Source organism: Pararhodobacter sp. (assembly GCF_034676075.1).
GTDB lineage: Bacteria > Pseudomonadota > Alphaproteobacteria > Rhodobacterales > Rhodobacteraceae > Pararhodobacter.
This window is the reverse complement of the sequence record NZ_JAUCCQ010000097.1, coordinates 1-14,894: the sequence shown is the minus strand read 5'-3', so window position 1 is coordinate 14,894 and position 14,894 is coordinate 1. Positions and strand designations below refer to the sequence as shown.

Genomic DNA, 14,894 nt, shown 5'->3' with positions numbered 1-14,894 from the left:
TTGCAAGACCGGCGCGCCATGTCCTCCTCCCACGATCCGATCCCGCCCACGCCGCAGCGCAGCCGCGCGCATGACCGTGCCCTTGCCCGCTGGTTCTGGGCCAACCATGCCCGGCGCTGGATGCCGCTCATGTCGGTCGCCATCGTCTGCATGACCATCGACGGCGCCATGGCGGGGGCGCTTTCGGCGCTTCTCAAGCCGATGTTCGACCAGGTGCTGGTCGCGGGCCGGGGCGATCTGGTGAAATGGGTGGCGCTCGGGTTCGGGGCCACCTTCATCCTCAGGGCCACCACCTCGCTCGTCTACCGCACGATCATGGCGCAGGTGGCCGAGAAGGTCGGCGCGGGGCTGCAGCGTCAGCTGACCCTGCATCTGATGGGCCTCGACCAATCCTTCCACCACACGCACCCGCCGGGCCATCTGATCGACCGGGTCAGGGGCGACACCGTGGAGCTGAACGCGGTGTTCGAGCGCATCCTGCCGGGCGTCGCCCGCGATGCGGTGTCGATCGTGGCGCTCCTTGGCGTCGCGCTCTGGACCGACTGGCTCTGGACGCTGGTGGCGCTGGTCGGCGTGCCGCTTCTGGTGCTGCCCGCGGGTTTCCTGCAGCGCGTGGTGCGCGACATGGGGGTCCGGGCGCGCGACGCCTCGGCCGCGGCCTCGACACGGCTGGACGAGATCTTCCACGGCGTGCAGACCATCCAGCGCACCGGTATCGAGACCAGCGAAGGCGACCGGCTGTCGCGGGTTCTGTCGCGTTTCGTCAAGGCCCGGGTGCGGGTGGCGGCGGGTCAGGCGGCGATGGGGTCGATGTCGGATCTGGTGGCGGCGCTGGGCTTCACTCTGGTCCTGACCTTCGCCGGGGCGCAGATCGTCGCCGGGGACCGCACGGTCGGCGAGTTCATGACCTTCGTCGCCGCCATCGCCCTTCTGTTCGAGCCGCTGCGCCGCCTCGGCTCGATGTCGGGCGCCTGGCAGAACGTGCTGGCCTCGCTGGAGCGCATCCACCGGCTGCTGGACGAGAAGCCCCGCATCGCCCAGCCGGAGGGCCCGCTCGCGGCCCTGCCCGCCAAAGGGGCCGAGACGATCCGCTTCGAAGGCGTGACCTTCGCCTATGACGGCGAGCCGGTGCTGCGCGCGCTTTCCTTCACCGCCGAGGCGGGCAAGACCACGGCGCTGGTCGGCCCCTCGGGCGCGGGAAAATCGACGGTCTTCACCCTGCTCACGCGTCTGGCCGATCCGCAATCGGGTCGGGTGACGATCGGCGGCGAGAATGTCGCTCGCATGGACCTGCGGGGCTTGCGCGACCTCTTCAGCGTGGTCGCGCAGGACAGCGCGCTCTTTGACGAGACGCTGCGCGATAACGTGCTGATGGGCGCCCCCGCGGGGGCCGAGGCCCGTCTGCCGCAGGCCATCGCCGCGGCGCATGTCGATGAATTCCTGCCCTCGCTGACCGACGGCCTCGACACCCGGGTCGGCCCCCGCGGCTCGGCGCTGTCGGGCGGGCAGCGGCAACGGGTGGCGATTGCCCGGGCGCTCCTGCGCGAGTCGCCGATCCTGCTGCTGGACGAGGCGACCTCGGCGCTGGACGCGCGCTCCGAGGCGCTGGTGCAGGAGGCGCTGGACAAGCTCAGCGCCGGGCGCACGACGCTGGTCATCGCCCACCGCCTCTCGACCATCCGCCACGCAGACAAGATCGTGGTGATGGAGGCGGGTCAGGTCGTCGAGGAAGGCGATCACGAGACGCTGCTGGCCCGGGACGGCGCCTATGCGCGCCTGCATGCGCTGCAGTTCAGGGATTAAGGCTGTGGCGCTGCGGGGCCGCTCCTCTGTCTTCCATGATTATCCCCGGGGGATCGGCGTCTCTGAAAGCGACCCCGGGGGCGCGACTTTGGGGAAGGCCCCCGCCACTCTTCCCAAGCGCATCGCCCGCCGGATCAGCCGATGCGTCCCAGCGCCGGGAAGACCTCGAGCAGCCAGAACGAGAAATCGGCCATCCAGCCGGTAATCAGCGCCACGCCGACCACCACCAGCAGCACGCCCATCGCCTTCTCGATCCAGCCCATCCAGGGTTTCAGCCGGTTCATCAGCCGCATCGACCGGGTGATGAAGATCGCGGCCAGCAGGAAGGGCAGTCCCAGCCCCACGGCATAGGCGGCCAACAGCGCCGTGCCCTGCGCCACGGAATCTTCGGCTGCCGCTAGGGTGATGATGGTGCCCAGGATCGGGCCGATGCAGGGGGTCCATCCGAAGGCAAAGGCCAGCCCCAGCACATAGGCGCCAAAGGCCGAGCCGCCCTTGCCGCCCTCGAACCGGGCCTCGCGCATCAGGAAATTCAGCCGGAAGAGGCCGAGGAAATGCAGGCCCATGACGATGACCACGACGCCCGCGGCCATGGCGAATTCCTGTCGGTAGGCCAGGAACAGCCGCCCCAGTGACGAGGCGGTGAAGCCCAGGAACAGGAAGACCGTGCTCAGCCCCATGACGAAGAACAGCGCCGGCACCGTGGCCGGGCTGATGCCGCGGCTCTCGGTCAGTTCCCGCATCGAGATGCCGGACATATAGGCCAGATAGGGCGGCACGATGGGCAGCACGCAGGGGCTGAGGAAGGACAACAGCCCCGCCAGCAGCGCCACGAAGAGCGAAGGCATCAGGGCAGCGTCGAAAAGGTCGATCCCGAACATCGGCAGGCTCCTTTGGTCGGCCCCTGATAGCGACGCGCCCCCCGTTCGTCACGGGGGGCGCGGCTCACGTTTCCATCACTGCGACACCGGGGCGCAGGCCCCGGCATCCCGTGGGGTCAGCTCTTGCGCGACCACCAGCCCGCGCGGCGCGGCCGCGAGGGATCGGTGTTGGTCGCGGACGCCGGAGCAGGCGTCTCGGCGGGCTGTTCGGCCGGAACCTCGACCGGGGTCTCGACCGGAGCCTCGGCGGGCGTCTCGACCGGCTCTTCCGCCGGAGCCTCGACAGGCGTTTCGTCGGGGGTCTGCTGCGGCGCCTCGACGGGCGTTTCAACAGGCGTCTCGACCGGGGTTTCCACCGGCGTTTCGGCCGGAACTGCCGCAGCAGCGGCAGCGGCGGCTTCCGCTTCGGCGGCGAGCTCGGCCTTGGTCTTGCGACGGGCGCGGGTCCGCTTGGGCTTGGCGGGCGCTTCCTCGGCCGGAGCCTCGGCAGCAGGCGCTTCCACCGCGGCCTCGGCCGGGGCTTCGGCGGGCGCTTCCGCGCCTTCCTCACCGGCCTTCGGCTTGCGGCTGCGGCTGCGACGCTTGCGGGCAGGCTTCTCCTCGGCGGCTGGCTCGGCCGCCTCCTCGGTCACCACCTCGGCCGCGGCTTCCGCCGGGGCTTCGGCCGGGGTTTCGACAGCCTCGGCCTCGGTCACCACCGCATCGGCCTCGCCTTCGTCACCCTCGTCGCCGTCATCGCCGTCGGCATCCGAGGCGTCGCCCCGGGCCTCGCCATCCTTGCCACCCCGACGGCGCCGACGACGGCGCCGCTTGCGCTTGCCGCCCTCGCCATTCTCGCCCTTGGGCTCGGCGGCGACGGTTTCCGTCGCCTCGGCTTCGGCTTCCGCCTCGACCTCGGTCTCGTCCTCGAACTCGTCGGCCAGATCGTCGTCCACGTCATGCATGGTCTGCGCGTCGAGCGAGATCACCGGCGTCGCCGGGATCTGCACGATCCGCGTCGCGGTCTTGAACTTCTCGATCGAGTAATCGGGCGAGATCAGCGAGGGATCGGCTTCCAGCCGGATCGCCATGCCATAGCGCTGTTCGATCTGCGCCAGATGCTCGCGCTTCGAGTTGAAGAGGTAGTTGACGATGCCGATGGGCGCCTTGACCAACACTTCTTTCGAGCGGTTGCGCGTGCCCTCTTCCTCCAGCGCCCGCAGGATCTGCAGGGCCAGCGAATTGTCCGACCGGATCAGGCCGGTGCCGTGGCAATGCGGGCAGGGCTGCGTCGTCGCCTCGATCATGCCGGGGCGCAGGCGCTGGCGGCTCATCTCCATCAGGCCGAAGCCCGAGATGCGGCCGACCTGGATGCGGGCGCGGTCGTTGCGCAGGGCCTCTTTCAGCCGCTTCTCGACCGAGGCGTTGTTCTTGCGCTCTTCCATGTCGATGAAGTCGATGACGATCAGACCGGCCAGGTCGCGCAGGCGCAGCTGGCGGGCAATCTCGTCGGCGGCTTCGAGGTTGGTCTTCAGCGCGGTGTCCTCGATGGACCCCTCGCGCGTCGACTTGCCCGAGTTCACGTCGATTGCGACCAGCGCCTCGGTCACGCCGATGACGATATAGCCGCCCGACTTGAGCTGCACGGTCGGGTTGAACATCGAGCCGAGGTAGCTTTCCACCTGGAAGCGCGCAAACAGCGGCATCTGCTCGGTGTAGAGCTGCACGTTCTTGGCGTGGGACGGCATGATCATCTTCATGAAGTCCTTGGCGGTGCGATACCCGCCCTCGCCCTCGACCAGAACCTCGTCGATGTCCTTGTTATAGAGGTCGCGGATCGACCGCTTGATGAGGTTGCCCTCTTCATAGATCGGCGCCGGCGCGATGGTCTTCAGCGTCAGGTCGCGGATCTGCTCCCACAGGCGGAACAGGTATTCATAGTCGCGCTTGATCTCGGGCTTGGTGCGGTTGGCACCGGCCGTGCGGATGATCAGCCCCGCCCCATCGGGCACGTCGAATTCGGAGGCGATGTCCTTGAGCTTCTTGCGGTCGGCGGCGTTGGTGATCTTGCGGCTGATGCCGCCGCCCCGTGCCGTGTTCGGCATCAGCACGCAATAGCGGCCGGCCAGCGACAGATAGGTGGTCAGCGCGGCGCCCTTGTTGCCGCGTTCTTCCTTCACGACCTGGACCAGCATGATCTGCCGGACCTTGATCACTTCCTGGATCTTGTAGCGGCGGCCACGGGTCCGGCGCGGCGGGCGCACCTCGTCCGAGACATCCTCGTCGGCGACCGATTCGATCTCGCTGTCGATGTCCGAGGCGTGATCGCGGGCGCTGTAGGGCTCTTCCTCGTCGTCGTGCCGGACGGCGGCGATTTCGGGACCGTCGGCGGTCTCGTCCTCGCCCAGATCGACGACATCCATCGCGCCATAGGTGCGATGCTCCATTCCTTCGGCCTGGGCGGCCTGCGGTGCGGGCATCTCAGTCGCGGTGGTGTCGTCCTCGGCCGCCTGGGCGCGCTTGCGGCGGCCGCGCGGTGCGTCCTCCGCCACGGCGGGCGTTTCGGCGGCAGGCGCTTCGGCCACGCCCTCGGCATCCATGCCGTTGACCGGCTCGATGCTGGCGGTGTCGGCGGCCTCGACCGCAACAGTCGACTCGTCGGTGCCCTGCTCCTCGCTCGCCTGTTCCTCGGCCGCGGGGGCCTGGTCACGGCGCTTGCGGGCGCGGCGGTTGCCTTCTTCTTCCTGATCGCGGGCCAGAGCGCGCTCTTCCTCGATCAGGGCGCGGCGGTCGGCGACGGGGATCTGGTAGTAATCGGGGTGGATCTCGGCAAAGGCGAGGAAACCGTGGCGGTTGCCGCCGTAATCGACGAAGGCCGCCTGCAGCGAGGGTTCGACGCGGGTTACCTTGGCGAGGTAGATGTTGCCGGCAAGCTGGCGCTTGTGGATGGTCTCGAAATCGAATTCCTCGACCTTGTTGCCGTCCAGGACCACGACGCGGGTTTCCTCCGCATGCGTGGCATCAATGAGTAGTTTCTTTCCCATGGTATCTTTCTCGCCCCCAGGGGCGGTGCGCCCGGTCCCGAAGGGCCGCGCGGCACGGAAGCTGGGGGGAATGTGTGGGCGAGCCCGGGCGCAGGCGGACGGCGGGAGACGCCTTCGCGCGTCCCGGTCTCGATCCTAACTGATGCGCCCCATGGCATCGCGGTTACAGGCTCCGACGCGCGCGCCGGAGCGCCGCGTCCATGACAGACCCGATCGGCTTGAACCAGACCAGGCGTTCCTACGGCTTTGAGGGCCGATCCCGCCCGCTTCTCACCGAACAGGGAGACCCGGGCCGTGAATGTCGTGCAACGGTACGCAAACACCGTGCCCGGTAAACATAGGGGGTGAGGCCCCTCCTGTTCAATGGGAAAATGCGCGGGTGAAGCAATGGGGACGACAGGAAAGCCCTGCGCCCTGCCCCCTCGCCGCAAGAAATCCACTCTGTCGGCGGGCGCGCGGCCTCCGGCGGGCAAAAGAAAACGGGGGGCGCCTGGCCCCCCGTTCCCTGTTTCTCTGTACCGATGGATCACTCGATCATCGGCAGAAGCTGGTCGATCGATTTCTTGGCGTCGCCGTAGAACATCCGCGTATTCTCTTTGTAGAACAGCGGGTTCTCGATGCCGGAATAGCCGGTGCCCTGCCCGCGCTTCGACACGAACACCTGTTTCGCCTTCCAGACCTCCAGCACCGGCATGCCGGCGATGGGCGAGTTCGGATCTTCCTGCGCCGCGGGGTTCACGATGTCATTGGAGCCGATGACGATGACCACATCCGTTTCCGGGAAGTCCTCGTTGATCTCGTCCATTTCCAGCACGATGTCGTAGGGCACCTTGGCCTCGGCCAGCAGCACGTTCATGTGCCCCGGCAGACGGCCCGCCACCGGGTGGATGGCGAAGCGGACGTTCTTGCCCTTGGCGCGCAGCTTGCGGGTCAGTTCGCTGACCGATTGCTGGGCCTGCGCCACCGCCATGCCATAGCCCGGAACGATGACGACCGAGTCGGCCTCGTTCAGCGCTGCCGCCACGCCGTCGGCGTCGATGGCGATCTGTTCGCCGGTGATCTCCATCGCCGGACCCGTGGTGCCGCCGAAGCCGCCCAGGATGACCGAGATGAAGCTACGGTTCATGGCCTTGCACATGATGTAGGACAGGATTGCGCCCGACGAGCCGACCAGCGCGCCCACCACGATCAACAGGTCGTTCGACAGCGAGAAGCCGATCGCTGCCGCCGCCCAGCCTGAATAGCTGTTCAGCATCGACACCACGACCGGCATGTCGGCGCCGCCGATGCCCATGATCAGGTGATAGCCGATGAAGAAGGCGGCCAGCGTCATCAGGAGCAGCGCCCAGGTGCCCGCGCCCTGGAAGTAGAGCACCAGCAGGATCAGCGAGATCAGCGCCGCGCCCGCGTTCAGCATGTGGCCGCCGGGCAGCTTGTTGGCCTTGCCGTCGACCTTGCCAGCCAGTTTGCCATAGGCGATGACCGAGCCGGTGAAGGTCACGGCGCCGATGAAGACGCCGAGAAAGACCTCGATCTTCAGCACCGCGATCTCGGCCGCGGTCTTGTGCGCGACGGTGGCGGCGAAGCCCGACAGGGCGGCCAGCGCCGCGGGGTCATCGTGCAGACCGGCGACGCGGACCATCTCGATATGGCCGTTGTAGCCGATGAAGACGGCCGCGAGGCCAACCAGCGAGTGCATCGCCGCGACCAGCTGCGGCATCTCGGTCATCTGGACGCGCTGCGCGACGACCCAGCCACCGGCGCCGCCGATGGCGATCATCACCAGCGAGAGGGCCCAGTTGCCGGCGCCCGGCCCCATCAGGGTGGCGACGACAGCCAGCGCCATGCCGACGATGCCGTACCAGACGGCGCGCTTGGCGCTTTCCTGGCCCGAGAGCCCGCCCAGCGACTGGATGAAGAGAACGGCCGCGACGACGTAAGCGGCGGTCGTGAAACCATAAGCCATTGTGAACCGCTCCTTACGACTTCTGGAACATGGCGAGCATGCGCCGCGTGACCATGAAGCCACCGAAAATGTTGACGCCGGCCATCAGGACCGAAAGCGCCGCGAGGATCATCACCAGCCAGCTGCCCGAGCCGATCTGCATCAGCGCGCCGAGGATGATGATCGAGGAGATCGCGTTGGTGATCGCCATGAGCGGGGTGTGCAGCGAATGACTGACATTCCAGATGACCTGGAAGCCGACATAAACGGCCAGCACGAAGACGATGAAATGCGCCATGAAGCTGGCGGGCGCGAAGGCCCCGGCCAGCAGCAGGAGGCCCCCGCCCACGGCCAGCAGCGTGACCTGCTGCTTGGTCTGCGCCTTGAAGGCCGCGACTTCCTGCGCGCGTTTTTCTTCCGGCGTCAGCTCCTTCGGCTTCTCGCGCTTGACGGCGGCGATGGCCTGGATCTTGGGCGGCGGCGGCGGGAAGGTGATGGCGCCGTCCTTGGCGACCGTCGCGCCGCGGATCACGTCATCGTCCATGTTGTGGTTGATGACGCCATCCTTGCCCGGCGTAAGATCGAAGATCATGTGCCGGATATTGTTGGCATAAAGCGTCGAGGCCTGGGTGCCCATCCGGCTGGGGAAATCGGTGTAGCCGACCACGGTCACGCCGTTCGGCGTCACGATCTTTTCGTCCTTGACGGTCAGCTCGCAGTTCCCGCCCCGCTCGGCAGCAAGGTCGACGATGACCGAGCCGCGCTTCATCATCTCGACCATGTCCTTGGTCCACAGGACCGGGGCCGGACGGCCGGGAATGAGCGCGGTGGTGATGACGATATCGACCTCGGGCGCCAGCTCGCGGAATTTCTTCAGCTGCGCTTCACGGAATTCGGGGCTGGATGGCGCGGCGTAGCCACCCGTCGCGGCGCCGTCCTGCTGGGCCTCGGCGAAATCGAGATAGACGAACTCGGCGCCCATCGATTCGATCTGTTCGGCCACTTCCGGGCGCACGTCGAAGGCCAGCGTGATGGCACCGAGCGAGGTCGAGGTGCCGATCGCGGCCAGACCCGCGACACCGGCGCCGACCACCAGCACCTTGGCCGGGGGCACCTTGCCCGCGGCGGTCACCTGGCCGGTGAAGAAGCGGCCGAAGTTGTTGCCCGCCTCGATCACCGCACGGTAGCCCGCGATGTTGGCCATCGACGACAGCGCGTCCATCTTCTGCGCACGGCTGATGCGCGGCACCATGTCCATGGCGACGACGGTCGCGCCCTTTTCCTTGGCCAGTTCCAGCATCTCGGCGTTCTGGGCGGGCCAGAAGAAGGCGATCAGCGTCTGGTCGGGACGCAGGCGGCCCATCTCTTCGGTGGTCGCCTCGCGCACTTTCACCACCACATCGGCGGCGGCGAACAGCGCCTCGGCCGAGGGGACGATTTCCACGCCCGCGGCCACATAGGCGGCATCCTCGAAGCCCGAGGCGGCACCCGCCCCGGTCTCGATCACGCAGCTATGGCCAAGCTTTTGCAGTTGCAGCGCCGAGTCCGGCGTCATGGCGACCCGGTTTTCACCCGGGAATATCTCTTTCGGTGCCCCGATCTTCACGTTGGTCCTCCGTTGCAAGGGCCGGGCGAGGCGCCGCCCGTCTGGTCGTCGGGCGCTGAATAACCCGCGCAAGATTATTTCACAAGAACGTGCGCGCGCTAACACCTTCGGCATGCGTGATGCCTGCAACGGTGGCAATCGTTCGGGCCCCTCCCCTGCCCGCCCCTCAGCGCACCAGCCAGGGGTTCGGCGAGGGGCAGGACAGATCGAGGAGTTCAAGCTCGGCCCGCGCCAGATCGAGGCCCAGCAGGTCCAGCAGCACCGCCTCTCCCGCCTCCAGGAGCGAGGTCTGCTGCCCCAGCAGCGAGCCCCCCAGCGGCAGGCGCGGCAGGGTCTGACCATAGACCCCCAGCGTCAGGCTGCTCAGCACCGACAACAGGCTGGCGACGACACCCTCGGAGGGCGAGAAGGTGACCCGCGGTTCGGTTTCATAGCGCGCGCGGGTGAAGCCAAAGCCGGTGCGGGTGACGTCGCGCATCCCGTCGGTGCTCAGCTCCAGCGGCACCAGCGCGCCCGCAAGCCCGGTCAGCCGCATCGACAGGTCGATATCGACCAGCCGCGCGTCGATCGGCTGGAAATCCGCGACCACCGCCAGGGGATCGGTGGCGCAGGCGTCGCCCTGGTCGGTCAGCACCGCCTCGGCGCTGGCCACGCGCAGGCTGATGTTGAGGTCCAGCAGCCCCAGCAGGCGGATCGTGTTCAGATCGACGCGGATCTGCGCGGTGCTGGCCCGGGCCTCGGGGCTGCCGGGGATCACGTTGATCACCATCTGGCGCGAATCGCCGACCCGCACCACGGCGCCGACCTGCTGCTCGCCCAGTTGCAGGCCCACATCGAGCGAGGCCACGCGCTCGGCCATCAGTTCGGCGATGGCGAAGACCAGATCGGCCTGCTGGATCGAGGCCGCCCCGATCGGCGCGCCGACATGCAGCCGTCGCACCGAGGCGGGCAGCTGCAGCGCCTGCCCCAGCTGCACGCTGGGGCCAAGGCCCAGTTGCTGCGGCAGCCCGGTGACCGTGGCCAGCAGCGCGCCCGCCGACAATTCGGCGTCCAGCACATCGCCATAGGTGAAGGGCTCGCCCGAAGGGGTGAGCAGCGCCGCGCTGGCCTCCAGCACACCGGGCAGCGAGACCTGCGTATCGACCCCGCGCCCGCTGCACAGGACATCGGTCTCCACCCCCAGATAGGGCCGCAGCAGCGATCCCAGCAACGACAGCTCCGCCAGGCAGTTGCCCAGCGAGAAACTGACGCGCGGCCGCTCTATTGCCGCGACGGCTTCCCGCCGGACGACCCGATCCTCGAGCGGGAAGAAGAGATCGAGCAGGAACATCTGCGCCGGGGCCTCGACCACGACGCGGACGGCATCGGCGCCGCGGGTGGTGGTCTGGTCGGCGGTCGGGATGAAGTCAGAGCCGCTCAGCACGCCGAACACGATATCCGAATCGGCAAGCGGCGCAGCCACGAAAACCCGGTTGCCGGCCACCGTCAGCCGCGCGGCCTGACGGGATTCAGCCGCCCCCGTCATATGCCGCGCCGCCGCCAGCGCCGCCAGATCGGCCTGCGCCTGCACATAGCGACGTTCGGCATTCAGGGCCGTGATGTCGATGGCCAGCCCCCCTGCCAGCAACAGCACCGGCAGCAGGATCATGAACAAGACGGACACCGCCCCCTTTTCCGAACAGGCGGCCGGGCGATCGGGCATTCCTTACCACCTGATGAAGGAACTGCGCCGGAACGAATGGAACTCCATGCCGATCAGCCCGCCGAGGATCGCCGCCAGCGTGCCGCGGGTGTCGTAATTGACGGTCACCTGAAGGAGGTCGTTGGCGGGGTCCTGAAGGCAGGTCACGTCCAGCACGCGGTCGGCGTCGAGCATCGGCAGGTTGGCGGCCAGCGTCGGCACCCATCGGGCACCGAGGTCGTCGCATTCCGCCTCGGTATCGGTCGCCCGCGCCTCGGGCAGCGAGGCACGGGCCAGTTCGTAGGAGAGTTGCTGCACATCGCTCGCCAGCGCCAGATACAGGCTGGCCGCGGCGATCAGGCCCAGCAGGCCGATCATGAACGGCAGAAGGATCACGAATTCCACGGTGACCGCGCCGCTTTCTTCACGTCTCCAGGCGCGGAGGTCCGGTTTGGCTGAGGGTGAAAAACGCATCATGCTCACCATTTCGACTGTCACATGAGACAAGGCTGCGCCTCGATCACTCAACTGGCAAGAGAACTTTCACCGCAGGGGTCGTCGTGCAGGAGGAGTGACCTATCTATGTCGCAGTTTAAATCGACAATCTCGAGTCGGATTTTAACGGAAAGTCATGAATTTAGGATTTATCTTTGATTAACCGCGTGTTGCCGCCATATTTTCGCCTTTATCCCGCCAGGAAAATGCCCCTCATCACATCTGCGTGAACACGCATTTCAACCCTCGCCATCGGCACCTTCCTCGCTCTCCAGGCTACCGAATCGGTCCGGCCGAGGGGCGTTGCGCAAGATCAAGGCGCCGGAAACCCGGGGATGGTATGATCCCCCTGAACCGCCTCGCCAGGAGCCTCGCATGGACGATCAAGCCGCCCCGCCGCCTCTTCCCCTGTCCCCGCAAACCGCGCCCGCCGATGCCCCCGCCGCGCCCAAGCCCGCGCCGCCGCTGACCGGCGCCGCGCTGCAAGCCGCGTTCGAGAGCACGCATTACCCCTATCCCCACCGGCTGGCCCGTCGTCCCTATGAGCTCGAGAAGGCCCGGCTTCAGGCGGAACTGCTGAAGGTCCAGCTCTGGGCGCAGGAGACCGGGCAGAAATTCGTCATCCTCTTCGAGGGCCGCGATGCCGCGGGCAAGGGCGGCACGATCAAGCGCTTCACCGAACATCTGAACCCACGCTTCGCCCGGGTCGTGGCGCTCAACAAACCCTCCGAGGCCGAGCGCGGGCAATGGTATTTCCAGCGCTATGTCGCCCATCTGCCGACCTCGGGCGAAATGGTGTTCTATGACCGCTCCTGGTACAATCGCGCGGGGGTGGAGCGGGTCATGGGCTTCTGCACGCCCGAGGAATATCTCGAATTCATGCGTCAGGCGCCCGATCTGGAACGGATGCTGGTCCGCTCGGGGATCCGGCTTTACAAATACTGGTTTTCGGTCACGCCCGACGAACAGCGCCGCCGGTTCCTGGAACGCGAGACCGACCCGCTGAAACGCTGGAAACTCTCGCCCATCGACAAGGCCTCGCTGGATCTGTGGGACGAATACACCGCCGCCAAGGAGGCGATGTTCTTCTATACCGATACCGCCGATGCGCCCTGGACCATCGTCAAATCCAAGGACAAGAAACGCGCGCGGCTGAATTGCATGAAGCATTTCCTGGCCTCGCTGGATTATCCCGGCAAGGATCCCGAGATCGTCGGCCAGCCCGATCCGCTGATCGTCGGCCACGCCCGGCATGTGATGAAACACACCGACCTCTAGGGCCACGGCGGGTCTCGGCGGGCGGCCCTCAGGCCGCCAGCTGGTCCCAGACTGCCAGCGCGCGGCCCGCGTTCATCACCACCGGGCCGCCGCCCATCTGCAGGCACATGCCCAGAACCTCGGCGAATTCCTCGCGGCTGGCGCCGAGTTTCTGCAACACCTCGATGTGGAAGGCGACGCAATCGTCGCAGCCCTGCACCACGGCGATGCCGATGGCCACGAATTCCTTTTCCTTGGTCGACAGCGCCCCCGGCTCCTTCACCGCGGCGCTGAGCTGGCCGAAGCCTTTCATCGGCGCGTTGACCGCCTTGATCAGCGCCCGCGAGCGGTCCTTGATGGCGGCGAGATCGGCTTTGGCATCCATGACATTCCCTTTCGTGCATGCGTCAGCACGGGATGCCATGTCCCGAGATCCCCCTCCTTGATTCAGGTCAATCGGGCGGCCTATGCCGCGACCGGCTCGGCCATCGCGTCGAGCACGTCCTGCACCCGGCCGGGCGGCGTCACCGCCAGATCCAGCCGCGCCAGCGCCGCGATGCGCTGCGCCAGATCGTCGTGCAGCGCCTCGAGGCTTTGCTCGGGGGCGAGCCGCCAGGCGGCCCGATGCGGCGCGCCGCTCCAGTCCGGCGCGCGCGAGGCGGCGCGGTCGCCCAGCGTCACGACGATGTCGAAGGGCGGCGCCCCCTCCCCCAGCCAGGTGCCCAAGGGCTTGGCCCAGAGGGGGCCGGTGTCATGCCCGCGCTCGGCCAGAAAGGCGATCAGCGCCGCGTCGACCTCCCCTGCGGGGGTCAGCCCGGCGGAAAACGCCTCGACCGCCTCACCCGCCGCGGCGCGCAGCAGGGCCTCGGCGATCAGCGAGGGACCGGCGTTGCCCTGCCCCAGGAAGAGCACGTTGCGCACCCGCTTGCCCGGCGCCCCGGCGCCCGGCCAACCGCGTCCGCCGCAGATGGCGCCGATCCAGCCCTCGTTCAGCGCCGTCGCCCCCTCGACCGAGGCGGCATAGAGGAGCGAGGTCGCCCGACGCTCCTGCGTGATCAGCCCCGCCTCCTGCAGCTGCGCCAGATAGCCCGAGAGGGTCGAGGGTTTGAGCCCCAGCACCGCACCGATCTCACCCGCCGCCACCCGGCGCGGGTAATGGCGCATCAAGAGCCGCACCACGGCCAGCCGCTGCGGATGCGCAAGCGCGGCGAAGGCGGCGACGAGATCGGGGTCATGTTCCATGATCTCCGAATTACTGCACTGCAGCATTTGCCACAAGCGGCGCGTGCGACGCCCCCCGAAACGGCCACGCGGCGGTTGCCCGTTTGCCACGCCATGCTAGCTTGGCCCCGAACAAAGGAGGACCCCCATGAGCCGCATCGCATCCCGCACCATCGGCGAGGCCGACGTCACCATCCTGACCGACGGCAGCACCGATTTCGGCGCCGCATTGTTCCCCGCCACCGCGCCCGAGCATATCGCCGCGCTGCTGGAGCGGCAGGGCATCGACAAGATCGCCACCAATTTCAACGCCGTGCTGATCCGCAACGGTGGTCGGACGGTATTGTGCGACGCGGGGCCGCGGAACCTGTTCGGGCCGACCTGCGGCTTCCTGCCCGAGGCGATGGCCGAGGCGGGCGTCGCGCCCGAGGATGTCGATGTGCTCTTTGCCACCCATCTGCACCCCGACCATATCGCCGGCATGATCACGCCCGAGGGCGCGGCGGTCTTCCCCCGCGCCGAGCTGGTGGTGCGCCGCGAAGAACATGGCTTCTGGTCGGACGAGAGCCAGACCGCCCCCCTGCCCGACCCGATCCCCGGCTGGGCGGGCCTCGCCCGGGCGGTGCTGGCCGCCTATGGCGACCGGCTGCGGCTGATCGGGCCCGAGGGGGAGATCGCACCGGGCCTGACCGCCATGCCGCTGGACGGCCACACCCCGGGCCACGGCGGCTGGCGATTGTCGAGCGGGCGGGCGCAGCTGATCCATGGCGGCGACATCATCCACGCCCCGGCGTTGCAGGCCACCGACCCCGAGATCGGTATCGCCTTCGACATGGACATGGACCGCGCCCGGGTGACTCGCAAGCGGCTGCTGGACGAGCTGGCCACCGATGGCGCGCTGTTCACCGGCGGGCATTACCTGCGCCCGGCCTTCCATGTCGCGGTGCGGGATGGCAGCGGCTATCGGCTGGAGCGGCCGTAA

At 67.8% G+C, this 14,894-nt stretch carries 11 protein-coding genes; 3 read left to right on the top strand and 8 right to left on the bottom strand.

What is annotated here, in order from left to right:
• Positions 1–1,803 (top strand): ABC transporter ATP-binding protein (locus VDQ18_RS18165; RefSeq protein ID WP_323022317.1); only part of this gene is annotated, 1,803 nt, incomplete at its 5' end.
• A gap of 134 nt (positions 1,804–1,937) precedes the next feature.
• Here VDQ18_RS18165 and VDQ18_RS18160 read toward each other — a convergent pair.
• From VDQ18_RS18160 to VDQ18_RS18135, 6 genes are all read right to left on the bottom strand, one after another.
• On the bottom strand, positions 1,938–2,684 hold the full coding sequence (locus VDQ18_RS18160; RefSeq protein WP_323022316.1) for a cytochrome c biogenesis CcdA family protein: 747 nt from the start codon (positions 2,682–2,684) through the stop codon (positions 1,938–1,940).
• Between the two features lie 116 nt (positions 2,685–2,800).
• Positions 2,801–5,707: an Rne/Rng family ribonuclease gene (locus VDQ18_RS18155; RefSeq protein ID WP_323022315.1), complete on the bottom strand. Its 2,907-nt coding sequence runs from the start codon at positions 5,705–5,707 to the stop codon at positions 2,801–2,803.
• Between the two features lie 526 nt (positions 5,708–6,233).
• A complete protein-coding gene (locus VDQ18_RS18150) occupies positions 6,234–7,673 on the bottom strand; it encodes an NAD(P)(+) transhydrogenase (Re/Si-specific) subunit beta (RefSeq protein ID WP_323022314.1) in 1,440 nt (479 codons plus the stop codon).
• Between the two features lie 13 nt (positions 7,674–7,686).
• On the bottom strand, positions 7,687–9,258 hold the full coding sequence (locus VDQ18_RS18145) for a Re/Si-specific NAD(P)(+) transhydrogenase subunit alpha (RefSeq protein ID WP_323022313.1): 1,572 nt from the start codon (positions 9,256–9,258) through the stop codon (positions 7,687–7,689).
• Positions 9,259–9,424: 166 nt separating this feature from the next.
• Complete coding sequence (locus VDQ18_RS18140) at positions 9,425–10,960, bottom strand: pilus assembly protein TadG-related protein (protein ID WP_323022312.1); 1,536 nt, start codon at positions 10,958–10,960, stop codon at positions 9,425–9,427.
• A gap of 3 nt (positions 10,961–10,963) precedes the next feature.
• Positions 10,964–11,344 (bottom strand): hypothetical protein, encoded by a 381-nt coding sequence (locus VDQ18_RS18135; RefSeq protein ID WP_323022311.1) that lies wholly within the window; start codon positions 11,342–11,344, stop codon positions 10,964–10,966.
• 465 nt (positions 11,345–11,809) lie between these two features.
• Between VDQ18_RS18135 and ppk2 the strand changes: the two genes are divergently transcribed.
• A complete protein-coding gene (gene ppk2, locus VDQ18_RS18130) occupies positions 11,810–12,712 on the top strand; it encodes a polyphosphate kinase 2 (RefSeq protein WP_323022310.1) in 903 nt (300 codons plus the stop codon).
• 28 nt (positions 12,713–12,740) lie between these two features.
• Here the strand turns inward: ppk2 and VDQ18_RS18125 are convergent, their stop codons facing one another.
• Complete coding sequence (locus VDQ18_RS18125) at positions 12,741–13,076, bottom strand: carboxymuconolactone decarboxylase family protein (RefSeq protein ID WP_323022309.1); 336 nt, start codon at positions 13,074–13,076, stop codon at positions 12,741–12,743.
• An 80-nt stretch (positions 13,077–13,156) separates the two neighbouring features.
• On the bottom strand, positions 13,157–13,933 hold the full coding sequence (locus tag VDQ18_RS18120) for a helix-turn-helix domain-containing protein (protein WP_323022308.1): 777 nt from the start codon (positions 13,931–13,933) through the stop codon (positions 13,157–13,159).
• 127 nt (positions 13,934–14,060) lie between these two features.
• Here VDQ18_RS18120 and VDQ18_RS18115 point away from each other — a divergent pair, with 127 nt between their 5' ends.
• Entirely contained in the window at positions 14,061–14,894 is an 834-nt protein-coding gene (locus VDQ18_RS18115) for an MBL fold metallo-hydrolase (protein WP_323022307.1), read from the top strand.